This window comes from Variovorax flavidus (assembly GCF_030317145.1).
GTDB classification, from domain to species: domain Bacteria; phylum Pseudomonadota; class Gammaproteobacteria; order Burkholderiales; family Burkholderiaceae_C; genus Variovorax; species Variovorax flavidus.
The window spans coordinates 499,075-523,261 of the sequence record NZ_JASZYE010000002.1; the positions used below are offsets into that span (position 1 = coordinate 499,075).

23 protein-coding genes are annotated in these 24,187 nt (G+C 67.7%); 5 read left to right on the forward strand and 18 right to left on the reverse strand.

Annotated elements, in window-relative coordinates; translation table 11 throughout:
* The first annotated feature begins 48 nt into the window (after positions 1 to 48).
* Entirely contained in the window at positions 49 to 615 is a 567-nt protein-coding gene (locus QTH90_RS12995) for an acyloxyacyl hydrolase (protein WP_286664958.1), read from the forward strand.
* A gap of 6 nt (positions 616 to 621) precedes the next feature.
* On the opposite strand, the gene QTH90_RS13000 is transcribed toward QTH90_RS12995, so the two are convergent.
* The 4 genes from QTH90_RS13000 to QTH90_RS13015 form a co-directional block, all read right to left on the reverse strand.
* Entirely contained in the window at positions 622 to 1,347 is a 726-nt protein-coding gene (locus QTH90_RS13000; protein WP_286664959.1) for a DUF4130 domain-containing protein, read from the reverse strand.
* Positions 1,348 to 1,448: 101 nt separating this feature from the next.
* Positions 1,449 to 2,465 carry a lysylphosphatidylglycerol synthase domain-containing protein gene (locus tag QTH90_RS13005; RefSeq protein ID WP_444814717.1) on the reverse strand — a complete coding sequence of 339 codons (1,017 nt, stop codon included), beginning with the start codon at positions 2,463 to 2,465 and terminating at the stop codon, positions 1,449 to 1,451.
* Positions 2,465 to 3,715, reverse strand: coding sequence for a cardiolipin synthase ClsB (gene clsB / locus QTH90_RS13010; RefSeq protein ID WP_286664960.1), 1,251 nt, complete (start codon positions 3,713 to 3,715; stop codon positions 2,465 to 2,467). Before clsB ends, QTH90_RS13005 begins: the two co-directional genes overlap by 1 nt.
* Positions 3,712 to 4,440 (reverse strand): endonuclease/exonuclease/phosphatase family protein, encoded by a 729-nt coding sequence (locus QTH90_RS13015; protein ID WP_286664961.1) that lies wholly within the window; start codon positions 4,438 to 4,440, stop codon positions 3,712 to 3,714. The genes clsB and QTH90_RS13015 overlap by 4 nt, the downstream gene beginning before the upstream one ends.
* A gap of 258 nt (positions 4,441 to 4,698) precedes the next feature.
* Between QTH90_RS13015 and QTH90_RS13020 the strand changes: the two genes are divergently transcribed.
* Positions 4,699 to 5,127: a serine/threonine protein kinase gene (locus QTH90_RS13020; protein ID WP_286664962.1), complete on the forward strand. Its 429-nt coding sequence runs from the start codon at positions 4,699 to 4,701 to the stop codon at positions 5,125 to 5,127.
* 71 nt (positions 5,128 to 5,198) lie between these two features.
* Here the strand turns inward: QTH90_RS13020 and QTH90_RS13025 are convergent, their stop codons facing one another.
* The 11 genes from QTH90_RS13025 to QTH90_RS13075 form a co-directional block, all read right to left on the reverse strand.
* Positions 5,199 to 5,762 carry a Spy/CpxP family protein refolding chaperone gene (locus QTH90_RS13025; RefSeq protein WP_286664963.1) on the reverse strand — a complete coding sequence of 188 codons (564 nt, stop codon included), beginning with the start codon at positions 5,760 to 5,762 and terminating at the stop codon, positions 5,199 to 5,201.
* A 126-nt stretch (positions 5,763 to 5,888) separates the two neighbouring features.
* Entirely contained in the window at positions 5,889 to 6,794 is a 906-nt protein-coding gene (locus QTH90_RS13030; protein WP_444814718.1) for a pirin family protein, read from the reverse strand.
* A gap of 77 nt (positions 6,795 to 6,871) precedes the next feature.
* Positions 6,872 to 7,603 (reverse strand): aspartate/glutamate racemase family protein, encoded by a 732-nt coding sequence (locus QTH90_RS13035; RefSeq protein WP_286664965.1) that lies wholly within the window; start codon positions 7,601 to 7,603, stop codon positions 6,872 to 6,874.
* The gene (locus QTH90_RS13040) at positions 7,603 to 8,493 is read right to left on the reverse strand and encodes an ABC transporter permease (protein WP_286664966.1); all 891 of its coding nucleotides are present in this window, start codon (positions 8,491 to 8,493) and stop codon (positions 7,603 to 7,605) included. The genes QTH90_RS13035 and QTH90_RS13040 overlap by 1 nt, the downstream gene beginning before the upstream one ends.
* The gene (locus QTH90_RS13045; protein WP_286664967.1) at positions 8,490 to 9,410 is read right to left on the reverse strand and encodes an ABC transporter permease; all 921 of its coding nucleotides are present in this window, start codon (positions 9,408 to 9,410) and stop codon (positions 8,490 to 8,492) included. The genes QTH90_RS13040 and QTH90_RS13045 overlap by 4 nt, the downstream gene beginning before the upstream one ends.
* Before the next feature lies 1 nt (position 9,411).
* Positions 9,412 to 10,683 carry an ABC transporter substrate-binding protein gene (locus QTH90_RS13050; RefSeq protein ID WP_286664968.1) on the reverse strand — a complete coding sequence of 424 codons (1,272 nt, stop codon included), beginning with the start codon at positions 10,681 to 10,683 and terminating at the stop codon, positions 9,412 to 9,414.
* Between the two features lie 76 nt (positions 10,684 to 10,759).
* Positions 10,760 to 11,872, reverse strand: coding sequence for an ABC transporter ATP-binding protein (locus tag QTH90_RS13055; protein ID WP_286664969.1), 1,113 nt, complete (start codon positions 11,870 to 11,872; stop codon positions 10,760 to 10,762).
* 87 nt (positions 11,873 to 11,959) lie between these two features.
* On the reverse strand, positions 11,960 to 13,240 hold the full coding sequence (locus QTH90_RS13060) for a biosynthetic peptidoglycan transglycosylase (RefSeq protein ID WP_286664970.1): 1,281 nt from the start codon (positions 13,238 to 13,240) through the stop codon (positions 11,960 to 11,962).
* A gap of 7 nt (positions 13,241 to 13,247) precedes the next feature.
* Positions 13,248 to 13,820, reverse strand: coding sequence for an exosortase Q subunit 2 (gene xrtQb, locus QTH90_RS13065; protein ID WP_286664971.1), 573 nt, complete (start codon positions 13,818 to 13,820; stop codon positions 13,248 to 13,250).
* Positions 13,801 to 14,733: an exosortase Q gene (gene xrtQa, locus QTH90_RS13070; protein ID WP_286664972.1), complete on the reverse strand. Its 933-nt coding sequence runs from the start codon at positions 14,731 to 14,733 to the stop codon at positions 13,801 to 13,803. The genes xrtQb and xrtQa overlap by 20 nt, the downstream gene beginning before the upstream one ends.
* Positions 14,734 to 14,745: 12 nt before the next feature.
* Positions 14,746 to 16,812: a VIT and vWA domain-containing protein gene (locus QTH90_RS13075; protein WP_286664973.1), complete on the reverse strand. Its 2,067-nt coding sequence runs from the start codon at positions 16,810 to 16,812 to the stop codon at positions 14,746 to 14,748.
* Between the two features lie 326 nt (positions 16,813 to 17,138).
* Between QTH90_RS13075 and QTH90_RS13080 the strand changes: the two genes are divergently transcribed.
* The gene (locus tag QTH90_RS13080; protein ID WP_286664974.1) at positions 17,139 to 19,520 is read left to right on the forward strand and encodes a penicillin-binding protein 1A; all 2,382 of its coding nucleotides are present in this window, start codon (positions 17,139 to 17,141) and stop codon (positions 19,518 to 19,520) included.
* A 66-nt stretch (positions 19,521 to 19,586) separates the two neighbouring features.
* Positions 19,587 to 20,192 carry a hypothetical protein gene (locus tag QTH90_RS13085; protein WP_286664975.1) on the forward strand — a complete coding sequence of 202 codons (606 nt, stop codon included), beginning with the start codon at positions 19,587 to 19,589 and terminating at the stop codon, positions 20,190 to 20,192.
* On the opposite strand, the gene creC is transcribed toward QTH90_RS13085, so the two are convergent.
* Both creC and creB read right to left on the reverse strand, forming a co-directional pair.
* Positions 20,186 to 21,625 carry a two-component system sensor histidine kinase CreC gene (creC, locus tag QTH90_RS13090; RefSeq protein ID WP_286664976.1) on the reverse strand — a complete coding sequence of 480 codons (1,440 nt, stop codon included), beginning with the start codon at positions 21,623 to 21,625 and terminating at the stop codon, positions 20,186 to 20,188. The two genes, QTH90_RS13085 and creC, sit on opposite strands and share 7 nt — an antisense overlap.
* On the reverse strand, positions 21,622 to 22,359 hold the full coding sequence (gene creB / locus QTH90_RS13095; RefSeq protein ID WP_286664977.1) for a two-component system response regulator CreB: 738 nt from the start codon (positions 22,357 to 22,359) through the stop codon (positions 21,622 to 21,624). Before creB ends, creC begins: the two co-directional genes overlap by 4 nt.
* On the opposite strand from creB, the gene QTH90_RS13100 reads away from it, so the two are divergent.
* Complete coding sequence (locus tag QTH90_RS13100) at positions 22,253 to 23,407, forward strand: YcjF family protein (RefSeq protein ID WP_286664978.1); 1,155 nt, start codon at positions 22,253 to 22,255, stop codon at positions 23,405 to 23,407. The genes creB and QTH90_RS13100 overlap by 107 nt on opposite strands.
* 18 nt (positions 23,408 to 23,425) lie before the next feature.
* Here QTH90_RS13100 and QTH90_RS13105 read toward each other — a convergent pair whose 3' ends face one another.
* On the reverse strand, positions 23,426 to 24,181 hold the full coding sequence (locus QTH90_RS13105) for a TIGR04325 family methyltransferase (protein ID WP_286664979.1): 756 nt from the start codon (positions 24,179 to 24,181) through the stop codon (positions 23,426 to 23,428).
* Positions 24,182 to 24,187 lie beyond the last annotated feature (6 nt).

A 24,187-nucleotide genomic window follows, 5' to 3' on the forward strand; every position in this document is an offset into this window, starting at 1 on the left:
GAAGCTTGAGATGCTTGTTACACGTAACTATCCGCAGGCAAAAGTCGAATGTCCAACTCATCGTCCTGCTTCAAGGCGCTCGTGTTCACGGGCTGCCTGTGGCTCACCGCCGCCGCCGCGGCCCATCCGGATCAGACGCGCGGCGTCTACCTCGAAGCGGGGCAGGCCCCCCACAGCGAGGGCAACACGGATTCGATGTCGATCGGCCTTGTCGTGCCCTGGGGCCGGTGGGCGTCCGAACCCCCCGGCGCCCTGTCCTTCTACTGGGATTTCTTCGCGAGTGCTTGGCGGGCGCCCGAACCGGGCGGGGACAAGCGCAACTACGCACAGGTGGGCGTGATCGCCAACTGGCGCTGGCGCTTCAGCCAGGGCGAGTCGCCCTGGTTCGTCGATGCGGGCATCGGTGGCACCGTCATGGACAGCCTCTACCGCACCACCAGTCGCGAGTTCAGCACGGCCTTCCAGTTCACTGAACAGGTGAGCGTGGGACGCAACTTCGGCTCGCAGAGGGAGCACGAAGTGTCCCTGCGTTTCCAGCACGTCTCGAACGGCGGCATCAAGGAGCCGAATCCAGGCGAGAACTTCTGGCGAGTGCGCTACCTGTATCGCTTCTGAGCCGGGTCACTGGCTGCGCGCATCGGACGGCTGGGCCTCTGGCCGAGCCATGCGCTGGGGCACCATGGGGTCGAAGACCTGGCGGTAGCGTGCGAGCAGCGCGTCTTCGTCCATCGCGTCCGACGGCGTCAACTCGCGCCGCATGCCCAGGCCGAATTCGAGACTGTCCCCCGTCCACCGCACGCTGCGTTCCGGCGTCAGGATGGCCCATCGCAGATGCGCAAGGCGTCGTGCAAAGAAGGGCGCGACGGCCTCGGCGATGTGGTGATCGGGCTCGAACCAGCCGATGTGCAAGGGCTCGGCGCCGGCCGTTTCGTCGACGGACTTGAAGCGCATCAGCGATTTCATCTTCTGCATGTCGCGGCGCACGGCCTGGGCCATGTGCAGCGCACGCATGCGGTCGCCGTCCAGCGGATTGCGGCGCAGGGCGGGTTCATGCACCAGGCGCCAGAGCAACCGGTAGAGCAGGCCGAAGCGCGCCGGATCGCTGTGGAGGATCACCGTGTCGCACAGCGACAGGAAGGAGCGGGGAAGGAAGAGGTTCGTGGTCGCATGCGCGTCGCGCGGGCCGGACAGGGCCGCCCGGCCGCTCTTCGTCATCCAGTCCGCACCGGCGACGGTGTGCCAGTGCGTGTCCTCCGGCGGCACGAGGCCTGCCAGCAGGGCCCGCGCTTCACGGCGAAAACCTGGCAAGTCGATCTCGCCCGAGAGGGTGACGGTGTGCTGCGACATGAGCACTAACTTAGGCCGCTGCCCCCATGCAGCCTGTAGGCATTCAGGCGGAAAAGGAGGAGGCCTGCTCTGGCGCGACCTCATCCGGCAGCGGGGCGGCGTCAGGTCCGGGGCGTTGGCGCCGTCTTGCGCAGCCGCTTGGCGCGCAGCTCCGTCACCACGTAGAAGAGGCTCGCGACGATGAGCGGCAGCAGGTAGTAGATGGCGCGGTACGCCAGCAGCGCGCCCAGCAGCTTGCCCTGCGGCACGCGGTGCGCGAGCAGTGCGATGAAGACGGCTTCGAGCACGCCGAGCCCGCCCGGCACGTGCGTGATGACGCCGGCCACGGCTGCGACGAGGAACACCGCCAGGACCGTCGGATAGGGCAGTTGCTGCTGCAGCAGGAACCAGATCACCCCGCCCATCAAGGTCCAGTTGCCGCAGGACATGGCGAGCTGGAGCAGCGCGATGCGCAGCGGCGGCGTGTCCAGCTCCTGGTTGCGGATGCGCCAGGTGTGCTCGCGCGCGATCGCGCACAGGGCGAGGTACGCGACCCCCACCAGCAGCAGCGCCGCGCCGAGGATGCGCAGGCCGCCGCTGTCGATCCTCCAGTCGGGCGGCAAGGCCATCGGCCAGAAGCAGAAGGCCGCGCCCGCGACCACGAAGTAGCCGAACCAGTTGGTCAGCATGCTGAAGCCGAGCACGCGCGTGATGGTGTTGTTGCCGAGCCCGAGCCGCGAATACAGCCGATACCGGAAGGCGACGCCCCCGACCAGCGCGCCCAGGTTGAGGTTGAAGGCGTAGCTGACGAAGGTGACGCCCATCACCGTGCCGGTGCCGAGCGTGTGCCCCGTCATGCGCCGGCCGAGCAGGTCGTAGGTGCTGTAGAGCGCATGGCTGCAGGTGGCAAGGAGCAGGGCCGCCAGCAGCATCGGCAAGGGGATCGCCCGCACCGAGTCGAGCACGTCGCTCCAGTCGATGGTGCGGGCCTGCCGCACGATCAGGAAGACGACGACGGCGAAGAAGAGCCATGCCGCGATGCGCTTCACCCACTGCCACCAAGCGTGCGCGGGACGAGCCTGCGGCTGCCCTGAGCTGTCCGGCGCGGCGCTCATGGCCGACCCGCTGCGGGTGGCCATCAGGCTACGTCCGTCTGGGTTGCCCCGCCGGCGCGCGACTCGGGTGCGTCCAGCGGCTTCAGGCGCGGCGCGTGCCGGGGCAGCCAGCCCGCCCAGGACGGATACCAGCGCATCAGGTGGAAGATGAAGAAGCTGCGCACCAGCCGCCAGCCGCTCCATTCCGTCAGGTCGGCCGCTTCCACCTGCTTGCAGCTGTGCCGCATCAGGTGATCGAGCCGCTCCGACAGCACCTTGTTGAAGGCCTTGTCGCGCACGATCACGTTCGCTTCGAGGTTCAGCGACAGGCTCAGGGGGTCGAGGTTGCTCGATCCGACGGTGCTCCATCGGTCGTCCACCAGCGCCACCTTGCCGTGCAGCGGCCGTTCGCAGTACTCGTAGATGCGCACGCCCGCGTGCAGCAGGTGGTGGTACAGCATGCTGGCCGCCACCTTGACGATCGGCATGTCGGGCTCGCCTTGCAGGATCAGCCGCACGTCGACCCCGCGCCTCGCCGCGCGCCGCATCTCCTTGATCAGCCGGTAGCCGGGGAAGAAGTACGCATTGGCGATGACGATGCGATGCCGGGCGCTGCGAATGGCGGCGCGGTAGTGCCGCTCGATGTCGTTGGTGTGCCGGCGGTTGTCGCGGGTCACGAACTGGACCTCGGCCTCGCCGGCGGGCTCGTTGTGTTCGTGCGTCGCCTTCAGCCGGCGCCGGAACCAGCCCGGACCCTTGCCGCCGACTGCGATCGCATGCAGCACGAAGCGATGGATTTCCGAGACGATCGGCCCTGCAAGCTCCACGGCGTAGTCCTGCTTGGCCTTGGGGCCGAAGTCCATCAGGTGGTCGGCCGAGTAGTTGATGCCGCCCACGAAGGCGAGCGAGCCGTCGATCACCACGATCTTGCGGTGCATGCGTCGGAAGGCGTTGAGCCGCTGGCCGAAGACGCGCGTGCCCGGATCGAAGACGCGCACCTTGACGCCCGCGGAGGTCAGCCCGGCGATGAACTCCGGCGACAGGTCGGGCGAGCCGAAGCCGTCGATCATCAGGTCGACTTTGACGCCCCGCTGTGCTGCCGCGCGCATGGCCGCATGAAGCTGGGTGCCGACCTTGTCCTCGAACAGGATGAAGGTCTCGACGACCACCTCGCGCCGGGCCTGGCGAATGGCCTCGAACACGCGCGGGAAGAACTCCTCGCCGTTCTCCAGCAGATCGATGCGGTTGCCGCCGATCCAGCGCTGGTTGCCGTTGGGTATTTCAGAGATGCTCACAGCTCGATCTCCGCCACCAGGGGCGCGTGGTCCGACAGGTGCGACCAGGGCCTGCGCGGCAGCACCACCGGCGCGTGGACGCCCGCGTTGCGCACGTAGATGCGGTCCAGCGGCAGCAGCGGAAAGCGCGCCGGAAAGGTCCTGGCCGCGCTGCCGTTGGCATGCACGAAGACTTCCCGCAGCGCGGCGCCCTGTTCCAGGATGTCGTGCGCGCGGCCGCGCCAGTCGTTGAAGTCGCCTGCAACGATCAGCGGCGCATCGGTCGGCACTTCATCGCGCACGATGTGGCAGAGCAGCTCGAGCTGCTGCAGCCGGTGCACTTCCGACAGGCCCAGGTGCGCGCAGATCACGTGCACGTCGACCGGCCTGGCGGGCAGCCGCAGCACGCAGTGCAGCAGCCCGCGCTTCTCGGGGCCGGTGATGGACACATCGTGGTTCCTGTAATGGACGATGGGGAACTTTGACAACACCGCGTTCCCGTGATGCCCCTTGGGATACACGGCGTTGCGGCCGTAGGCGAACTGCGGCCACATCGTGTCGGCGAGGAATTCGTAGTGCGGCGCCTCGGGCCAGTTGTCGACGCGGCGCGAGTGGCGCGAATGGGTTCCCAGCACTTCCTGCAGGAAGACGACGTCCGCCCCCACCGTGCGCACCGCCTCCCGCAACTCCGGCAGGATGAACTTGCGGTTCAGCGCCGTGAAGCCCTTGTGGGTGTTCACGGTCATCACTTTGAGTGACCTCGGCGGGGCCGTCACGGCGGCGGAATGGGAGGAAGGCTTCACAGACAAGGTTGTAAGGCGAGGGGTTCGTGGCAGGTGTAGGAACGCGCCACCTTCTTCATTGGCCTGCGCGGCACGGCGACTGGCTCCTACAGGGATGGCTGCCCCATCCCCACATGGCGCGGCCAGATGCCCTCCTACGGTGCATTCAGAGCTTGAACGAAGGGCTCGTATTCCGATTGAAACCGACAAGGAGCCATCATCATGAAGCAAGGATTTTTAGCAACCACCGTGCTCGCCGGCCTGATGGGCGTGGCGGGTATGGCCTCGGCCCAGACCACCTCGATGCCCGCGCAGCCGGATCCGGCCGTGGCTGGACAGGCGAGCACCAAGACCCCGGCTGGCGTGGGCAACCCGACCCAGCGGCCTGACGGCACCAATCCCGCCTCGCGCGACGCAGTGAAGTCCGAAGCGCGCGTCCACAACCGCAACAACGCCAACAATCCGGTGCCCAAGGGCGAAGCGACGACGACGGTGAACCATCAGCCGAACGCCATTCCGCAGCCTACCGGCGAAATGTCGCGCACCGAAGTGAGCCAGACGGGCCGCAAGGTCAAGCCGCGCTTCGGCGAGAAGGGCGAACGCCCGGAAGTGCCGACCAACCCGAAGGACAAGACCGGGACGCCGCAGTAAATCCCCGGTCGCCATGAGGAAAAGGCCCGCAACGCCTGGGCGTTGCGGGCCTTTTCAATGGGCCGACGGGATCAGCTCTTGGCCGGCGGTGCCGGGTGGCGGTGCTGGCCGCCATGCTCCCCGCGACCGAAGCGCGCCATCGACTCGGTGTCGAAGGTCTTCTGCTGGTCCGGCGTCAGCGCCGCATAGAAGCTGCGCGTGGCGTCGGCACGCTTGGCGAACATGGCGCTGCGTTCGGCCTGGCGGGCCTGCATGCGGTCCAGGCGCTGCGGCGTGGTCAGCTTGGCGAATTCGGCACGGTCCGCACGAGCCTGCTCAGGAGAGCGTGCAGGCGGTTGCTGGGCCGTCGCGAAGCTGTTCCATGCGCCTTCCTGCGCCGGTGTGAGCTTGAGCTTTTCCTTCAGCGCCGAGAGGCGTTCCGCGCGATGCTTCTGCATGCGTTCGAGGCGCTGCGCGCGGTCCTCGCGGGCATGCTGGTGCTTGGCCTGGGGCTGTGCGCCGGGCTGTGCCTGGGTCGTCGCCGGAGCCGCAGGTGCGATCTGCGGGGCCTGCTGCTGCGCGAAGGCACCAGCCGAGGCGAAGGTGGCGGAGGCCAGGAGACCGGCCCAGAGAAGGCTTTTGCGAGACGAGATCATGAGAGTGCTTCCTTTCGAAGAAGCCCGCCACCGATGGGCAGCAGGTGAAGGGAAGTGTGGCGACGGCATGTATCGCCTCCGTGAGGCGGGAGTTAGCGCGCGTAAAGAAAAATGAAGGGCTGCGGCTCAGCCGAGCTTGCCGCTCTGGAAGTCCTGCACTGCCTCCAGCACCTGCTCGCGCGTGTTCATGACGAAGGGGCCGTACTGCGCGATGGGCTCGTGCAGCGGCTTCCCCGCGATCAGCAAGGCCCGCGCCGGGCTGTGGTTGGAGGCGGGCGCATGCAGCACGACGCCGTCGCTGCCGGGATCGTTGGCAAAGATCGCCATGCGCTTGGTCGGGATCTCGCTGTTGCCGATGTAGAGCGATTCGCGGAACACGTAGAGCAGCGCGTTGTGCGTGTGCGGCAGCCGCTGCGAGAACTCGGTGCCGGGCGGCATCGTGATGTCGAGGTAGAGCGGCTCCGTGTGCTCGCGCTGCACGGCGCCCTGCACGCCATGGCTCTCACCGGCGATGACACGCACATGCACGTTGGCCGGCGTGGTGAATTCGGGAATCTCCTCGCTCTGGATGTCGCGATACCAGGGGTCGCGCAGCTTGTCCTTGGCCGGCAGGTTGAGCCAGAGCTGGAAGCCTTCCATCAGCCCCTCTTCCTGCTCGGGCAGTTCGCTGTGGATCAGTCCCCGGCCGGCCGTCATCCATTGCACGCCGCCGTTGGAAAGCAGCCCTTCGTGGCCGGCGCTGTCGCGATGGCGCATGCGGCCGGAGATCATGTAGGTGACCGTTTCGAAGCCGCGGTGCGGATGGCTCGGAAAGCCGCCGATGTAGTCGCCCGGGTTGTCGCTGCCGAAGGCATCGAGCATCAGGTAGGGGTCGAGCCGCTGCTGCAGGGTCTGGTGCAGCACGCGCGTGAGCTTCACGCCGTCGCCGTCGCTGGTGGAGACGCCAGCGACGATCTGGTCGATGCCGCGGGGCCGGGCGAGCGCAACCGGCTCGACGCCGTGCGAGTTGTGGGCGTTGCGTGGGGTGGTCATGCGGTGCATGGTCGCACGACCGTGACGACCGCGCTGTCGGTGGGGATGCCGCTTTCGCGGTAACGGACGGCGGGGCCTCAGCCCAGCGCCTCGAGTTCCCACGAGACGTTCTGCCAGGCCACGCCGAAGGCGCGCGTCACAGGTTGCGGCGTCGCGGACCGGATGGCATCGACCGCCCACACGGCACCGGCGCTCACGCTGTCGATGAGAGGCACCGGCACGCCGGGGGCGATGTCGGCCGCCATGCCGGCGAGGCCGGCGCCGCCGAGGATGACGGCCTGTGCGTCGAAGCGCAGGGCGGCTTCGCGGCACGCTTCGGCCAGCAGCGCGCGAGCGCCCTGCGGGTCGCTGGCGAGCTGGGCGCCCGTCGGCGCCACCGTGTGGATGCCCGCAAGCGACGGCGAGTAGCCGAGCGACCACGCCAGCCGTTCGAGCATCGGCCGCCACGCCTCGCCGCCCGTCACGATGGCGAAGCGGCCGTGCTTCGCCGCTGAAAGGAACGACGCCTCCGCCAATCCGCTGACCGGCACGCCGGCGCCTGTGCGCAGCGCAAAGAGGCCCGGATCGCCGAAGCAGCCGATCAGCACCGCATCGGGTCGCCCGCCGTGCGCGTGCGTCGCGGCCCAGGCATCGAGCGTCGCGTGCTGCGCCACTGCATAGCTGGCCTCGCAGGCGATGTACGGCGCGCCGAAGCGCGCGGTCACCGCTTGCACCTGCAGCGCGTCGCCCGCCTGCGTCTGCAGATGGCGCTGCAGCAACTCGCTGACCGAAGCCGAGGTGTTGGGGTTGATGACGAGCAGGCAAGCCATCAGCGACGGCGCGTGGACCGCCTGCGCAACAGGGCAGCGGAACCGAGCGCGAGGGCCATCACGGCGAAGGACACGACGGTGGTCACCGTGCCGAGCGCGTAGATGGATGGCGTGGTCACGGTCGATGTCAGGCCCTGGAGTTCGAGGGGCAGGGTGTTGACGTCGCCGATGGCTTGCGAGGTGCGTGCGATCTCGTCCCAGCTCAGCGTGAAGCCGAACATGCCGATACCGACGATGGAAGGTCCGATCAGCGGCAGCACCACGTGGCAGAAGCTCTGCCAGGGCGTTGCGCCGAGATCGCGGGCGGCCTCTTCGTAGGCCGGGTTGAAGCGGTTGAACACCGCGAACATGATGAGCAGCCCGAAGGGCAGCGTCCACGTGAGGTGCGCGCCCAGCGCGGAGGTGAGGAGGCCGAGCGCGGTGCCGTAGTTCTCCAGCGTGCTGGTGGCATCCATCGCGGTCAGCGCGCTCTTGATGCCGCCATCGAGCAGGCGGAACTGCAGCCCGATGCCGAGCGACACGATGATCGACGGCATGATCAGGCTCGCCACCGTGATGAAGAACAGGGCGTTGCCGCCCTTGAGCCGCTTGCGGAAGGCGAGGCCCGCGAGCACCGAGAGCACGACGGTGAAGAGCATCACCACCGCCCCCAGCATGAGCGAGCGCCGGAAAGCCGCACCGATGTCGACCGTGCCCAGCCCCTCGGCAAGCTTGCGGAACCAGTGCAGCGAAACGCCGCGCAGCGGAAAGGTCAGCCCGCCTTCCGGCCCCTGGAAGCTGAGCACGAAGATCGTGATCATCGGTCCGTAGAGGAAGAGCACGAAGAGCGAGAAGACGATGGCGAGCGGCCAGAAGCCTGCTGAACGTTGCTCGCCGATCCGATTGCTCATAGTTCCTTACGGATGTCGACGAGGCGAGTCAGGCCCCAGATGATCATCAGCACCACCGCCAGCAGGATCATCGCGTTTGCCGCCGCGAGCGGGAACTGCAGGTACGAGGTCTGCACCTGGATGATCTTGCCGATGGAGGCGATCTGCTGGCCGCCCATCACGCCGATGGTGACGAAGTCGCCCATGACGATGGTGATGACGAAGATCGATCCGATCAGGATGCCGGTGCGCGAGAGCGGCACGATCACGTTCCACAGCGTCTGCCAGCCCGATGCGCCGGAGTCGCTTGCGGCTTCGAGCAGCGAGCGGTCGATGCGCATCATCGAGTTGAAGATCGGCACGATCATGAACATCGTGTACAGGTGCACGAAGGCGAGCACCACCGAGAAGTCGGAGAACAGCAGCCACTCGATGGGCGTGTCGATCAGGCCCATGCCCATCAGGCCCTGGTTCACGAGCCCGTTGCGCCCGAGCAGCGGCACCCACGAGATCATGCGGATCACGTTCGAGGTCCAGAAGGGCACGGTGCACAGAACGAAGAGCAGCGTCTGGATGCCCGGCGAACGCACGTGGAACGCGAGGAAGTAGGCCACCGCGAAGCCGATCACGAGCGTGATGGCCCACACCAGGAGGCAGAACTTGAGCGTGCTGAGGTAGGTCGACAGCGTGACGCAGAAGTCGCCGTTGTCAGTGAGGTGCGAGCACCCTTCGAAGATGCTCAGGTAGTTGCGCGGCGAGAGCGCGGGGATGAGTTCGTACTCGTTGAAGTTCCACAGGCTGACCATCGCGATCAGCGCCAGCGGGATCAGGAAGAACAGCAGGAACACCAGCGCGAACGGCGCCGCCTGCCACCACGCGCCGAGGGTGCGGGTGGGCTGCGCGGCGGCGGCGGGCAAGCTGGCGACCTGCGAGCTCATGCTATGCCGCGACGAACTCGTTCCACTTCCGGACCATGTATTCGTTCTCGTCCATCACGGCGTTCCAGCAGGCGATGCCGCCCATGCGCTGCTCGTAGCTACCGCCGTCGCGCACCGCGCCGGCCTTGGCAATCACGTCGCCCTGCGGGCTCTTGATGTCCTGCGTCGCGGCCTTGCCCTCCATCCAGTACGCCCACTCGTACGGTTCCATCTTGGCCTTGGCCGTCTCCAGCACGGCGCTGTAGTAGCCCTGGCGGTTGAGGTACGCGCCGGCCCAGCCGTCGAGGAACCAGTTGATGAACTCGTAGGCGCCGTCGAGCTTCTTGCCCGAGAGCGTGGCCGGAAGGCCGAAGCCGGAGGCCCAGGCGCGATAGCCTTCCTTCAGCGGCTGGAAGGTGCAGGCGATGCCCTTGCTGCGAACGGCCGTCACGGCCGGCGACCACATCGACTGGATCACCACCTCGCCCGAGGACATGAGGTTGACGGACTCATTGAAGTCCTTCCACAGCGCGCGGAACTGGCCGGCCTTCTTGGCCTCGATCAGCGTCTTGATCGTGAGGTCGATCTCCGCCTTGGTCATGTTGCCCTTGTCGGCGTACTTGTGGATGCCCTTGGACTCCACCACCATCGCCGCATCCATGATGCCGATCGACGGAATGTTCAGGATCGCGGCCTTGCCCTTGAACTCCGGGTTCAGCAGCTCGGCCCACGAGCCGATGGGCCGCTTGATGAGGTCGGGCCGGATGCCCAGCGTGTCGGCGTTGTAGGTGGTCGGGATCAGCGACATGAACTGCGTCGGCGACTTGGCGAAGGCCTTGCTCTTCTCGCCTTCGAGAAAGATCACCTTGATCGGCGCGGTGCCCTGGTCGCCCACCTTCTTGCCGGCGACTTCGCCCTTGGTGAAGAGCGAGGTGATCTTGTCGGCATTCTTCACGCGCTTGGTGTCGATGCCCTTGAGGTTGCCCGTGGGCACGATCTTCTTGAGCGAGAAGTACTCGGTGTCGATCAGGTCGAAGCTGTTGGGCGCGGTCACGGCGCGCTTGGTGACGTCATCGGTGGTCACGGCCACGTACTGGATCTCGATGCCGGTGTCGGCCTTGAACTTCTCGGCGATCGCCTTGTCCTGGTTGACCGCGGTGCCAAGGTAGCGCAGCACGATCTTTTCCTGCGCATGGATGGCGGGGAACACGCCCGTCGCCAGGATGCCCGCGGTGCCCTGCAGCAGCGTTCGGCGCTGCACGCCGGTGGAGGTCGATTCGGTTTTTTTGGACATGGCAGGTCTCCTGGGAGGCAGTGATGAAGAAAGGGGTGGAGGGAAAAAGCCGGGAGGACGGGGCACGCGGCGCAGGTCAGGACGCCATCGCGGCCAGTGCCGCGAGCGGCTCGTATCGCGGCGACGGCGTGCCGTTGGTGGTGCCATGGGGCCGCGTCGCGCCGGGTCCGAGCCTGCGGGCGTCGGCCTCGGCCCAGGTCAGCCGCACGCTGTCGCCGACTGCGTAGCTGCGCGTGACGAAGGCCTTTTCGGACAGCAGCACAGAGACCCCGCTGCGCTCCGGCCGCTCGCCGGTGAGCCGGAGGCCGAGCAGCACGTAGGTGCCCTGGTATTCGACGTCGGTCACATGGGCGGGGATGCCGACCTCGCCGACCGCGCCCGTGGCCGGGGCGATCTGCATGTGATCGTTGCGCACCGCGACCAGCCCGTCATGCAGGGCGAACACGTTGTGCCCGCCCATGAAGCGGGCGACGAACTCGCTGGAGGGGTGGTTGTAGACCTCGTGCGGCGAGCCGACCTGCTCGATCAGCCCGTGGTTCATCACCACCATCGTGTCGGCCAGCGCCATCGCCTCTTCCTGCGAGTGCGTGACGTGGATGAAGGTCAGGCCCAGTTCCTTCTGCCAGCGGCGCAACTCGGCACGCATCTGGATGCGCAGGAAGGGGTCGAGGGCGGAGAGCGGCTCGTCGAGCAGCAGCACGCGCGGCTCGGTGATGAGCGCGCGGGCCAGTGCCACACGCTGTTGCTGGCCGCCGGAGAGTTCGCCGGGCTTGCGCTCGGCCAGGTGCCCCATCGCCACGCGGTCGAGCAGGTTCTTCGCCCGGCGGTGGCGCTCGCTCTTCGAGGCGCCCTTCATCTTGAGGCTGAAGGCGACGTTGTCGAGCGCCGAGAGGTGCGGAAAGAGCGCGAAGCTCTGGAACATCATCGCCGTGCCGCGGGCGGCGGCCGGCAAGTTGGTGATGTTGCGGTTGTCGAGCAGGATGTCGCCGCCCGACACCGACTCGTGCCCCGCGACCATGCGCAGCGTCGTGCTCTTGCCGCAGCCGGAGGGGCCGAGCAGGCAGCAGTAGCTTCCGCTCGCGATGCGCAGGTCGATCTGGTCGACGGCGGGAGGCGCACCGGCGGCGTAGCACTTGCTCAGTGCAACGATTTCAACGGCTGCGGGCGGAAGGGCGGTGACAGCATCCATTGATGCTGCTGGTGCAAGACATGTGCCAGCGATCCGGGGGCTGGCAGGCCGGTCGATGCTCCGAATTGGTGCGTACGGGGCGCCGCGTCAGGGTGGTGCGAAATGCGCGGTCGCGACGTTCCGGAGCAAGGCGTCGCGCTGCGGCTTGGTGATGCCGCGCACGCCTTCCGCGACCGTCTTGGCCCGCGCGGCATCGATGTTCCCGTCGCGCTGCCATTTCTCGATCGCCGCGTTGGGGTTGTTCAGCATCGCGGCGAGCCAGACGGCCTGGGCCGGTTCGAGGTTGCGGGCGCCGCGCTTGAAGTAGCGGCGCGCGGCGGCTTCGGCACCGCACAGGTCGGGGCCCCAGGGGGCGTTGTCCAGGTAGAGCTGGAGGATGCGGGCCTTGCCCAGCGTCTGTTCCATCTCGACCGCGTAGAGCAGTTCGCGCAGCTTGCGGTCGGCGCTGCGCTCGCCGCCGGTCACGAGCAGCTTGGCGAGCTGCTGGGTGAGGGTGCTGGCGCCGCGCTCCACCTGGCCCGCCTTCTGGTTGCTTTCGAGCGAGGGCACGAGTTCGGCGAGGTCGTAGCCGGGATGGGTGAAGAAGCGCTGGTCTTCCGCTGCGATGACGGAGCGGGCGAGCCAGCTCTCGTTCGTGAGCCGGCTTGGTGCGCCGCAACTGCTGCGTGCATTGAGCATCGCCTCGGTGCCCAGCCCTTCGACGGTGAATTGCGAGATGCGGGGCTGCAGCGTGAAGGTGCGGGCGGGCAGCGCGACCTGGGCGTGCAGCCCGAAGGTGCCGGTGATGCGCCCGCGTTGCAGTTCGGGAAGGCCGGGCGCCAGCACGGCATACCAGCGCGTGATGGGCGCGTCCGCCGCGTTGATGTTGAGTTGCAGGGCCTTCTGCGTGAGGCGGCCGCTCCACTGCGCGCGCAGCACCCCGTCGCTCGCGCCATCCGTGGTGGCCGACATGGGCCCGGGCGGGAAGGCTTCGAGCGTCCCGCCCAGCGCACCGCCATCGCGGCGCACCGTGGCGCGCAGGCGTTCGAGCCGGATGGGCGCCTCGCCCAGCGCAGGCACCGTGGCGCTGCAGGGGGCGCATTGCAGTTCGAGGGTGCCGGTGGGTTCGCTCCAGCCGAAGCGCACCGGGCCGAAGTCGGTGTTGACGGTGCGGCCCGCGATCCAGGGGGCGAACCACGAGGAGGTGGCCAGCCGGATGGCGGTCGGCACGCCGACGTCGATGGAAACGGGACCCACCTTGACCCGGGCGGGCCACTCGTCCGGGCCGGGCGCCAGGGCCAGCCGCACGATCAGGTACGCGGCGACGCCCGCCGTCAGCACCAGGGCCAGGGTTGCGAAAAGCAGGTAAAGCAGCGCTTTTTTTAACAAGTCTCTCTCACTCGATCCGTCTCGCCAGGGTCACAGCTTGCCACGGTCCGTGCGACCGGCCGCTGGCGGCCGCCCAGTACCAGGCTGAAGTGTCGGTGAAAGCATCCCCCTGGGCGTCGACGATGCGCTCGCAGACGCGCATTTTTTGTGCGCCGTGGCGTTCAGCGACGAAACAGCGCCACATCCGGGCATGCACGTCGCGCTCCAGGCGGGCCTGCGCGATGCCGTAGCCGAGGGCGCGGTAGCAATCGGCGGCCGGGTGCAGCATACGGGTGGGTGCGTGGACCTGGCGCAGCACCAGCATCTGCTCGCCATCGGTCATGCGCGCGATCGCGCCGGGAAACTGCCTGGCGAAGCGCTGCTCCACTTCGCTGAGGGCCAGGGGACGCAGCGGCACGCCGTCCCACTCGCTCGGCCATTCCTCGAAGACGGTTGCGGCGGCGGGTGGCCGTGGCTGATGCAGCGCGGAGGCCGCCGACCAGATCACGCACAGCAGCATGACCAGGGCGAAAGCCGCCTTGTGCGCGATGCGGTTGACGAAGCGATTGGCGAGCCAGCGGTCAAGAAGCGGTATCGACACGGCGGCCTCCTGCGGAAGTGATCAGGCCCGGGATGACGGCGCTCTCCGCGCCTTGCCGGGAACCCGGGTCGTACCCCATGACGCGCGCGATGCCGCCGCACACCAGTGCGAGCAGCACGAGGCCGAATGCGTCGTGCAGCCAGGGCGCGGGTGCATGCCCTGCGGCTTCGAACGCGACCAGCACGCTGTTGCGCACGATGTTCCCGCCCAGCACCAGCAGGCCGACGACCGGCAGGCGCGCGACAAAGCCGCGATCGTTGCGGCCCGCCCAGAGCGCGACGACGCAGGCCGTGAAGTAGCCGAGCCACACCATCTGCACGCCGGAGCAGGGCGCGTCGACGATGACCAGTTGCCCGTCGACCAGCAGGCTGCTGCCTTCGCGCGACACGCTGAAGCCGGGCGCCAGCAGCCATCGGCTGGCTTCCGCCGTGATCACGCGCAACGGATAGCCGGCATAGAACTGCAGCGAGGACAGCAGCGGCAATGCGAGCACGGCCAGGCCGGCCACAGGGAGCGCGGCCACGCGCCGCGGCAGGAAGGCGAGCAGACAGCAGGCGAAGGCGAGCACCGCCAGCAGGCTCGCGGCAAGCGGTGGCAGCGAAGGCAGTGGACCGACACCCGTGCGCAGCATCGTGGCAACGAGTGTGCCGACGGTTGCCAGCGCAAGCCAACCCAGACGCGGCGCGGGGCGCAGTTCGCGCCGCAGCGTCCACGTGAGTAGCGCCAGCGCCGCGAGCGCGAGCCGGCCCAGCGGATCGTCGGAACCATCGCGCATGCGCTGGGCCATCCAGATCCACACAGGCGTCAGCGCGGCGGCCTGCAGCGCGAGCCATCCGGCAGCCGGCGCGCGGTCGAGGTGGATGCCCCAGTCGATGACCCGGGGATGCGTGCGTGCGAGGAGAGCAAGCGACATGGCGATGCGTCCTCAGGAAGTCAGGCGGCGTGGATCGTTGCGGCGTGCGCGACGGCGCAGCATCGCCAGCATCGAAAGCACAACAGCGATCGCGCCCAGCGTCTCGGGCTCCGGCGTGCTCGGCACTTCGGCGCCCAAGCTCTGGGCGACAGCCAGCTCGCTCACGCCCTTGGGCAGCGGCACCGGCTGATCCACGCCGACGCTGTTCTGCGGCGCCGCGTTGCGAACCACCTGGTCCACCGCGATGAAGCTCGTGTACTGCGTGAGCAGGCTGTAGCGCAGGCCGAGATCGGTGATGCGTTGCCTGAGCGAGTCGCCGCCCTCCAGCGCTTCCTGGTCGCTCAGGCTCGCGATGCGATGGCGTGCCCACAGGCTGCGCAGCGCGGCCGCATCCTGGAGCATGTGCGGGTCCACCTTGAGTTCCTGCCGGTAGGGGCCTTCGGCGCCGCGACCCTCGATCACGACGCGGCCCTTGGCTTCGCCGCGCCACTTGCCGAACACGATCACCGGCCGCTCGCCGAGCACGTCGGGCAGCGCCGCGGGCTCCACGTCGTACACGTCGAGGCCTTCGAAGCGCGCCTTCACGCTGGTGAGCACGGGCGATTCGATCATCCGGCGGAAGCGCGCGGCCTGCTCGGGCGCCTGCACCGGGTCGGTGATGACGAAGGGCTCGCCCATGCCGGCGCGGGCCAGGCCTTCCATGAGGTGCCGGTTGACCGAGGACCCGATGCCGAAAGCGAACACGTTGGCCTTGGAGAGGTTCTTGCGCACCAGCTCGAAGGCTTCGCGCTCCACGGTGACGTAGCCGTCGGTGACCACAACGATCGTGCGCGAGACCTCCTCGGCCTTGGGTTCGGCATAGGCGCGCTTCAGCGCCGGAATCAGCTCCGTGCTGCCGCTGCCGTTGTAGTTGCGGATCGTGGCGAGTGCCTGAGCGATGTTGGCGCGCGTGGCCGGCACCGAGTGCGGCGAGAGCATGCGGTTGCTGCCCGAGAACAGCAGCACGTTGAAGGTGTCGCTGGGTCGCAGGCCGCCGATGAGCCGCTCCAGCACGACCTTGGCCGTGTCGAGCGGAAAGCCGTGCATCGAGCCCGAGATGTCCACCACGAAGATGTAGTCGCGCGGCGAGATGGCACTCGCGGCCACCGACTTCGGCGCCTCCACCATCGCGAGGAACAAGTTCTCGGCGTTTTCGCCCTGGCCCTTGTAGAGCATCAGGCCCGACTCGATGCGCTCGCCGGCGAGCCGGTAGTCGAGCACGAAATCGCGGTTGTCCGCGGGCTCGCTGCTGCGGGCGAGCGCGATGTCGGCATGCTCGTTGCCGTCGCGCTGGCGTACGTCGATGGCGTGCGTGAGCGAGCGGACTTCCCGGATGCCGAGCGGCGTGTCCAGCGCGACCTTGAGCCTGAAGCTGGTGCCGGGCGCGACGTCGGCGCGCAGCACCGGCTGCGCCACCCAGGCGGCTTGCGCGTTCTGCGATTGCGGGCTGTTGTAGCGCGGCCCCACCACCGTCGGAAAGACGAACTGGTAGTTGCCGCCCTGCGGCACGAGCAGCTCGGTGTAGCGCAACTGCACCTTCACGTCGTCGCCCGGCAGGATGTTGGCGACGTTCATCTGGAACACGTTGGGCAGGTGCTGTTCGAGCAGCGCGGCGGTCTTGCCTTCCTTCTTCGCGTTGTCGTATTCGATGCGTGCCTGCGCCTTCTCGCGGATCTGCGCGGTGATGAGGCGGTCGGCCAGCCGCACGTTGAGGCCGCTGACCGCCGCCCTGGTCGAGCCGGGGAACACGTACCGGGCCTCGATGGCGCGCTTCCCTTCGTTGCGGTAGGTCTGCGTGACGGTGACGTCGGCGATGACGCCCGAGATCTTCACGTCCACTTCCGTGCCCTTGAGCGGCAGGCGGTCCGTGTCCGGGTCGTCGCTCTTCACGAAGAAGTAGGGGCTCTCGGTCTTCAGCCGCGGGCCCGGCGCTTCCTGCGCATGCACCGGGCGCGCGATCAGCATGAAGAAGCCGGTGGCCGCAAGGCCCAGCGTGGTGAGCCAGAGCCAGCGGCCCGGGCGGGGTATGGAGCTTTCCATGACTTGGGTCCTCTTCCCTCGAAGGGTGTCGTGCAACGGTGCACGGGAGCCAATGTCACGGGCTGCCGAGAAGGCAGTAGGAAGCCTGTTCGAAGTGGGCGGCGTTGTGTGAAGTCTGTGTGAAGTCGGGTTGTGGAAGACTTCACACTGGCTTCGGTTCGCTCCCGGAGTATTAGGGCTTCATCCCTTATGCAATTCCGGCGGGGAACTCGAGGTGGCGGTGACGCTCCTACCTGGGTCGACGACGCTATTCAATTGATAGCAAAGTATGCCCATCCGCCATGGGATTTCCTTCGTTTTTATCCCGCGTCGATCCCTCATTTGCCATGTCCAAGAAAACATCTTCCAGCGCGCCTGCGCGCCCGGACCGGTCGATCCGGCTGCGTCGCGTCGCCCTGTGGGGCGGCGCCGCCGCCGCGACGGGCGCGCTCGTCCTGCTGATTGCCGGCGGCATCGCGGCCGTCACCATCTACCCCAAGCTGCCCAGCGTCTCCGATCTCGCCGACTACCGGCCCAAGCTGCCGCTGCGGGTCTACTCGGCCGAAGGCGAGCTGATCGGCGAGTTCGGCGAGGAGCGCCGCAATCTCACGCCCTTCGCGGAGATTCCGCAGGTGATGAAGGACGCCGTGCTCGCCGTCGAGGATGCGCGCTTCTATGACCACGGTGGCGTCGACTACAAGGGCTTCGTGCGCGCTGCGCTGGCGAGCTTCAAGGGCGGAAGGCAGCAGGGCGCATCCACCATCACGATGCAGGTCGCGCGCAACGTCTTCCTGAGTTCGGAGCGCACGCTGAGCCGCAAGACCTACGAGATTCTGCTCGCCATGCGGCTCGAACAGCAGCTCACGAAGGACCAGATCCTCGAGATCTACCTGAACCAGATCTACCTGGGCAATCGCGCCTACGGCTTCGCGGCCGCCTCGGAGGCCTACTTCGGCAAGCCGCTACAGCACCTCACGATCGCGGAGGCCGCCATGCTCGCCGGGCTGCCGAAGGCGCCGGGAACCAACAACCCCGTGAGCAACCCGCGCCGGGCACGCGCGCGCCAGCTCTACGTGATCGACCGCATGGAGGAAACCGGCTTCATCACCGCCGCGCAGGCGGCCGATGCCCGGAAGGAAGAACTGCATCTGCGCGATGCCGCCGACCCGAACCGCCTGCACGCGGAGTACGTGGCCGAGACGGTGCGCCAGATGATGCATGCGCAGTACGGCGACAGCATCTACACGAGCGGCCTCAAGGTCCAGACCTCGCTGGTCGCGGCTGACCAGGCGGCGGCCTACAAGTCGCTGCGCAAGGGCATCATGGATTACGAGCGTCGGCAGGTCTATCGCGGCCCCGAGCAGGTCGTGGACCTGCCCAGCGACCCGAAGGAACTCGACGAGGCGGTGGACGACGCACTGGCCAACCACCCCGATAACGGCGACGTGATCTCGGCCGTGGTGCTCCAGGCGAGCAGCAAGGAAGTGACCGCGGTGCGCGCGAACGGCGAGACGCTGCAGATCGCTGGCGAAGGCCTGAAGCCCGCGCAGTCGGGCCTGTCAGACAAGGCGGCGCCGGCCATCAAGATCCGTCGCGGTGCGGTGATCCGCGTCGCCAGGACGCCGAAGGACACCTGGGAGATCACGCAGCTGCCCGAGGTCGAAGGCGCCTTCATCGGCATGGACCCGCGCACCGGCGCCATCAAGGCACTGGTGGGCGGCTTCGACTACGGCAAGAACAAGTTCAACCACGTCTCGCAGGCGTGGCGGCAGCCGGGTTCGAGCTTCAAGCCCTTCATCTATTCGGCGGCGCTGGAGAAGGGCTTCTCGCCGGCCACGGTCGTCAACGATGCGCCGCTGTCCTTCGAGGCGGGTGCGGGCGGGCAGCCGTGGGAGCCGAAGAACTACGACAACACCTACGAGGGACCGATCTCGCTGCGGCGCGCGCTGCAGCAATCGAAGAACACGGTCACCATCCGCGTGCTGCAGTCGATCGGCCCCTCTTATGCGCAGGACTGGATCACCCAGTTCGGCTTCGACCGCGACAAGCATCCGGCGAACCTGCCGATGGCGCTGGGCGCCGGCTCGGTCACGCCGATGCAGATGGCGGCCGCGTATTCGGTGTTCGCCAACGGTGGCTATCGCGTCAATCCCTACCTGGTCACGCGCGTCACCGACATGAAGGGCAAGGTCCTGCTGGAGACCGAACCGCCGGTGCTCGACGAATCGAGGCGCGCCATTCCGCAGCGCAACGCCTACATCATGAGTTCGCTGCTGCAGAGCGTGGTGAAGAGCGGAACGGCCGCGAAGGCACGCCAGGCGCTCAAGCGCGACGACCTCTACGGCAAGACCGGCACGACCAACGATTCGATCGACACCTGGTTCGCAGGCTTCCAGCCGACGATGGTCGGCGTCGCCTGGGTGGGCTACGACACGCCGCGCCAACTGGGCGTGCGCGGCGAGACCGGCGGCAGCCTGAGCCTGCCGATCTGGACCGGCTACATGCAGACCGCGCTGAAGGGCGTGCCCGTGAGCGAGCCCGCGGTGCCGGGTGGCGTGCTCAATGTCGAAGGCGAGTGGTACTTCGACGACTTCGGGCCGGGGCGCGGTGTCGCGACCTTGGGTGTCGACACGCCTGCACCGTTGCCGGTGGAGGCGCTGGCGGGCGCATCCGTGGGTGCGCCGGCGGAGCCTGAGGAACGCAGTCGGATTCTTGATTTCTTCAGGTAGCAGCCTTCGCGGAGGAGGGATGTCGGCAGGTATCTACACTCCACATCCCCCTCCCCGAACGCAGTCATGGAATCTCTCACCCTGATGGCGCTGATCGTCATCGGCGCCTACATGCTCAAGTCCCACGACCAGAAGCAGCGCATCGCGCTCCTGGGGCGCCATCTGGGCAACTACCAGATCGAGAAGCTGATGGAGAACCTCACCGAGGGCTACCTGCGCTGCCTCGGCGAAGACGACCCCGCACGCCGCGAGCAGATCTGGGCGCTGCTCGACACCACCGAGGCCAAGCTCTCGGCGCAGTTCGACAGCTTCACCACCGAGTTCTCCCAGGTCGCCGAATCGGAAACGCGCGTGAGCAAGTTCCCGGTGGCCATCCCCTTCGCGCACCGGCTGTTTCCGGGCGCCACTTTCGACCTGCGCAAGGCCTTCGCGATCCACGCGCGCGGCATCACGGAAGTCATGAAGAACAATGCGGGCCGCTCGGCGAAGGCCAAGGCCTTCGCCATGTCGGCCGAACTCTTTCTCATGCAGCACACCTGCCACTGGTTCTGCAAGTCGAGGACGGTCGCCTCGGCACGGCTGCTGGCGCGGCACAAGACCTCGTACCAGCAGGTGCTCGACGCGGTGAGCCCGCAGACGCGCAATGCCTACCGCGCGCTGATCGGTCAGTGATGTGAGAGCAGCGGCAGCGTGAGGGTGGCGAGCGCGCCGCCGCGCGGTGCGTTCGCCAGTTCGACGCGGCCGCGATGCAGCGTCGCGATCTCCTTCACGAAGGCGAGGCCGAGGCCCGTGCTCTTCTTCTGGTTGTGCGGGCGCGCAAGCGAATAGAACTTCTCGAACACCTTGTCCTTGGCGTAGTCCGGAATGCCCTTGCCGCGGTCGCGCACGCTGATCCGGGCCTGACGCGAACTCGTCTCCAGCGCGAGCAGCACCTCGGCGCCGGAGGGTGAGAAATCGATAGCGTTGTCGAGCAGGTTGCTCACCGCGCGGCGCAGCAGGAAGGGGTCGCCCTCGACGCGCGCTTCGTTGTGGATGACCACGTTGATGCGGATGTCGCGGGCGGCCGCAGCGGCCTGCGCGCCGGCTCCGACGTCCTGCAGCAGCGGCGCGAGCGCGACGTTCTCGCTGCGTTCCAGCGCACGTCGCGTCTCGAGCGCGGTGAGCTCCATCATGCGGTCGACGATCTCCTGGATGCGCTGCGTCTCGTGCGCGATGTTGCCGAGGAAGCGCTCGCGCTCCGCCTGCGGCATCGAAGGCTCCTGGATCAGTTCGGCCGCGCCGCGGATCGCCGACAACGGGCTCTTGATCTCGTGCGTGAAGGTCTGCACGTAGTCGGCGACGTAGTTGCGGCCGGTGAGCGCATCGCGCATCTCGTGCACGCCGCTGCGCAGCGTATCCACCGCGCGGCGCACCATGCGCGAGAGGCTCAGGTCGCGCTGGCTGCGCAGCCAGCCGAAGTAGTCGGAGATCAGCCCGAAGGGCCGCACCAGCCAGATGGACACGATGATCGCCAGCACCAGCAGAGCGAAGGCAGAGCCCACGCCCACCCACAGCGTGCGCGCGCGCGCATCCTGCACGAACTGGCCGAAGCTCTGCACCGGCTTGCCCACGCTGACCATGCCGACGATCTCGTTGTCCCAGCGAATCGGTGCGCCGACGTACATCACCGAGGTCAGCGGATCGCCCGAGATGTCGCGCGAGGTGCGCGCGCCGTACACGCCGGCGAGCGAGCGGCTCACGTCGCTGCGTTGCGAGTAGTCGGCGCCGGTGCTGCGGCCCATCGAGTCGAAGAGCACGCGGCCGTTGCGGTCGGTGACGTACACGCGCAGCTCGACGTGGCTCTTGTGCAGGTTGTAGATCTGCGCCGAGAACTGGCGCGCGTAGACGGAGCGGAACAGCGGCTCCAGCCGCGCGGTGTTGATCGCGCCGGCGATCACGTCCTGCTCGATCAGGCTGGCGAGCAGCTGCGAAGTCTCGACCAGCGATTCCTCGGCCGATTCGCGGTAGCGCGGGTCGATGTCGGCGACGACGCGGTAGAGCAGAAAGGCGATGCCCGCCGTGTAGATCAGCAGGATGCCGACGAAGATGCGGGTTCTTCGGGTCACACGCTCGGCGGCAGCTCTTCGTTGAGCGCGTAGCCGGTGCCGCGCAGCGTGCGGATCGGCTCGACCTCGGGCGCGACGGCCTTGAGCTTGGCGCGCAGTGTCTTGATGTGGGCGTCCACGGTGCGGTCGAAGCTGTCGCTCGCCTCGTCCCAGACCAGACTCAGCAGTTCGTCTCGCGTGAACACGCGGCCCGGGCGCTGGACCATCAGGCGCAGCAGCCCGTATTCGTAGCGCGAGAGTTCGAGCAGGCGGCCGTAATAGCGGATCTGCATGCGGTCGGCGTCGAGCGCGAAGGGCATCGGCGGCGGCGTGCCGGGGGCGACGGTGGGCGTCGCTGCCGGCGCCTGCCCGGTCCTTCCGCTGCGCCGCAGGATGCTCCGCACGCGGGCCACGAGTTCGCGCGGCGAGAAAGGCTTGGCGATGTAGTCGTCCGCGCCGAGTTCGAGGCCGACCACGCGATCGATCTCGTCGCTGCGTGCCGTGAGGAACAGCATCGGCACCTCGGCGCCGGACGGCAGCTTCTGCAGTCGCTTGAACAGCTCGAAGCCGTTCATGTCGGGCAGGCCCACGTCGAGGATGGCGAGTGCCGGTGGCTCGGCGGTGAACTGCGCGATCGCCTCCTCGGCGGTGGGGCACCACACGGGCACGAAGCCGTCCGTCCGCAACACGTATTGCAGGGTGTCGGCGATGCCGGATTCGTCTTCGGCGATGAGGATCCGCGGGTGGGCGAGCATGGCCCGCATGGTAGCGGGCCGGAACCTTTGCGCCGAGAAGGAAACGAACGGGGCCGAGCATTCAGGAGGAACGTGTTCAATGAGCCCATCCGAAACCCGATCCATCGTCACGCTGAGCCTGCTGGCCGCCTTCGTCGACGGCGAGAAGCACGAGCGCGAGCGCGCCGAGATCAAGCGCATTGCCGAAGGCCTCTCGCAGGCCGACGGCGTGCAGCTGCCGATGCTGTACCAGGACGTGCTGATGAAGCGTGTGGCGTTGGCCGACGTGGCTGCGCAACTCCAGAGCGAAGAGGCCCGGCAGCTCGCCTACGAGATGGCCGTGTGCGTCTGCGATGCCGACGGCACGCAGTCGGAAGCCGAGCGCACGTTCCTGGCAAAGGTGCGTACTGCGCTGCAGCTCGACACGCCGGCGGCGCATCAGTTCGGCCAGGAGGCCGAGGCCATCGCCGCCGTATCGCTGGCGTCGGCGGCCGTGCCCGCTCCGGTACCCGCGCCTGTCTCGGCGGGTAGCCCGAAGGCCGCTTCGACGGTGCCCGACGCGGAACTCGACCAGGCGATCCTCAACGCCGCCATCCTGAACGGCGCCCTCGAACTGCTGCCCGAGACGCTCTCGACCATGGCGATCATTCCGCTGCAAATGAAGCTGGTCTACCGCATCGGCCAGGCCTACGGCTATCAGCTCGACAGCGGCCACGTGAAGGACTTTCTCGCGACGGTCGGCGTGGGCCTGACCTCGCAGTACCTCGAACAGGCGGGGCGCAAGCTGCTCGGCGGGCTGCTGGGCAAGGTCGGCGGCGGTCTGCTGCGCGGCGTCGGCAAGCAGGCCGTGAGTTCGGGCATGAGCTTCGCGACCACCTATGCGCTAGGCCACGTCGCCAAGCGCTACTACGCAGGCGGCCGCACGCTGTCGACGCAGATGCTGAAGGACACCTTCGCCAACGTGACGCAGGAGGCGCAAGGGCTCCAGTCGCGCTACCTGCCTGCGATGCAGGACAAGGCGCGCTCGCTCGATGCGGGGAAGATCCTGTCGATGGTGCGCGGCGCCTGAAGCGACGCTGCAGGCTGCTCAGTGCAGATCGAAGCAGCACCCCGCATAGAACGCCTTGTCCCCGCCCTCGACGAACGGCACCTCGATCGGCTTGCCCTCGTTGCGCCAGGCATCGCGCCGCTTGTAGCCGGCCTCGGCGAGTTCGGCCAGCAGCGCGTCGTAGTGCTGGATGCGGTAGGGGCAGACCGCGAAGCCGATGCTGTTGAGCGTGTAGAGCGTCTTCTCCTCATGCACTGCCGCGGTGTTGATGACGATGCGCCGGGGCTTGATCGGCAGCGTGGCGATGATTTCGGAGATGCGCAGGGGCAGGTACTGCAGGCTGCCTGAGGCATACAGCACGTCATAGCCCGTGGCGTCGTGGAAGTCGGTGGTGAAGCCCAGTTGGTGCGTCGCGTCGCGCTGCACAGCCAGGTCCTGCCCCGTCTGCACCACGCCGGGCACGTCGCAGACGGTCCAGCGCAGGTCGTTCGGAAAGGGCAGAACGCGGCGGAACGCGTAGTACTTGATGCCGACGTGTCCGCCCAGGTCGAACACGCTGCGCATGCCTTCTTCCAGCGCGCGGCTCAGCCAGAACAGGCCCGGGTAGTCGTAGAAGTAGAGCTGATGGCTGTAGAGCGTCTTGGCCGCCTCGGCGTTGTCGTAGCCGACCGCCTTGCTCGGCGGCGCGTTGGCTTCGGCGGCGGCAAAACTCTCGTAGGAGCCCATGAAGAGGTTCTCTTCACGGTTCTCCAGAAACTTGCGGCGGTACGCCGCTTCCCGAACGGAAGAGGGCATCAGACT

Bases quoted from the DNA above. Each gene is read 5' to 3' on its own strand.
- QTH90_RS13005 (WP_444814717.1), bottom strand. From the start codon at position 2,465: ATGGCCACCCGCAGCGGGTCGGCCATGAGCGCCGCGCCGGACAGCTCA.
- QTH90_RS13075 (WP_286664973.1), bottom strand. From the start codon at position 16,812: ATGGAAAGCTCCATACCCCGCCCGGGCCGCTGGCTCTGGCTCACCACG.
- QTH90_RS13000 (WP_286664959.1), bottom strand. From the start codon at position 1,347: ATGTCGCAGCACACCGTCACCCTCTCGGGCGAGATCGACTTGCCAGGT.
- QTH90_RS13045 (WP_286664967.1), bottom strand. From the start codon at position 9,410: ATGAGCTCGCAGGTCGCCAGCTTGCCCGCCGCCGCCGCGCAGCCCACC.
- QTH90_RS13015 (WP_286664961.1), bottom strand. From the start codon at position 4,440: ATGACCGTGAACACCCACAAGGGCTTCACGGCGCTGAACCGCAAGTTC.
- QTH90_RS13025 (WP_286664963.1), bottom strand. From the start codon at position 5,762: ATGATCTCGTCTCGCAAAAGCCTTCTCTGGGCCGGTCTCCTGGCCTCC.
- QTH90_RS13030 (WP_444814718.1), bottom strand. From the start codon at position 6,794: ATGACCACCCCACGCAACGCCCACAACTCGCACGGCGTCGAGCCGGTT.
- QTH90_RS13020 (WP_286664962.1), top strand. From the start codon at position 4,699: ATGAAGCAAGGATTTTTAGCAACCACCGTGCTCGCCGGCCTGATGGGC.
- QTH90_RS13080 (WP_286664974.1), top strand. From the start codon at position 17,139: ATGTCCAAGAAAACATCTTCCAGCGCGCCTGCGCGCCCGGACCGGTCG.
- QTH90_RS13085 (WP_286664975.1), top strand. From the start codon at position 19,587: ATGGAATCTCTCACCCTGATGGCGCTGATCGTCATCGGCGCCTACATG.
- creB (WP_286664977.1), bottom strand. From the start codon at position 22,359: ATGCTCGCCCACCCGCGGATCCTCATCGCCGAAGACGAATCCGGCATC.
- QTH90_RS13050 (WP_286664968.1), bottom strand. From the start codon at position 10,683: ATGTCCAAAAAAACCGAATCGACCTCCACCGGCGTGCAGCGCCGAACG.
- QTH90_RS12995 (WP_286664958.1), top strand. From the start codon at position 49: ATGTCCAACTCATCGTCCTGCTTCAAGGCGCTCGTGTTCACGGGCTGC.
- QTH90_RS13055 (WP_286664969.1), bottom strand. From the start codon at position 11,872: ATGGATGCTGTCACCGCCCTTCCGCCCGCAGCCGTTGAAATCGTTGCA.
- QTH90_RS13105 (WP_286664979.1), bottom strand. From the start codon at position 24,181: ATGCCCTCTTCCGTTCGGGAAGCGGCGTACCGCCGCAAGTTTCTGGAG.
- QTH90_RS13035 (WP_286664965.1), bottom strand. From the start codon at position 7,603: ATGGCTTGCCTGCTCGTCATCAACCCCAACACCTCGGCTTCGGTCAGC.
- QTH90_RS13040 (WP_286664966.1), bottom strand. From the start codon at position 8,493: ATGAGCAATCGGATCGGCGAGCAACGTTCAGCAGGCTTCTGGCCGCTC.
- xrtQa (WP_286664972.1), bottom strand. From the start codon at position 14,733: ATGTCGCTTGCTCTCCTCGCACGCACGCATCCCCGGGTCATCGACTGG.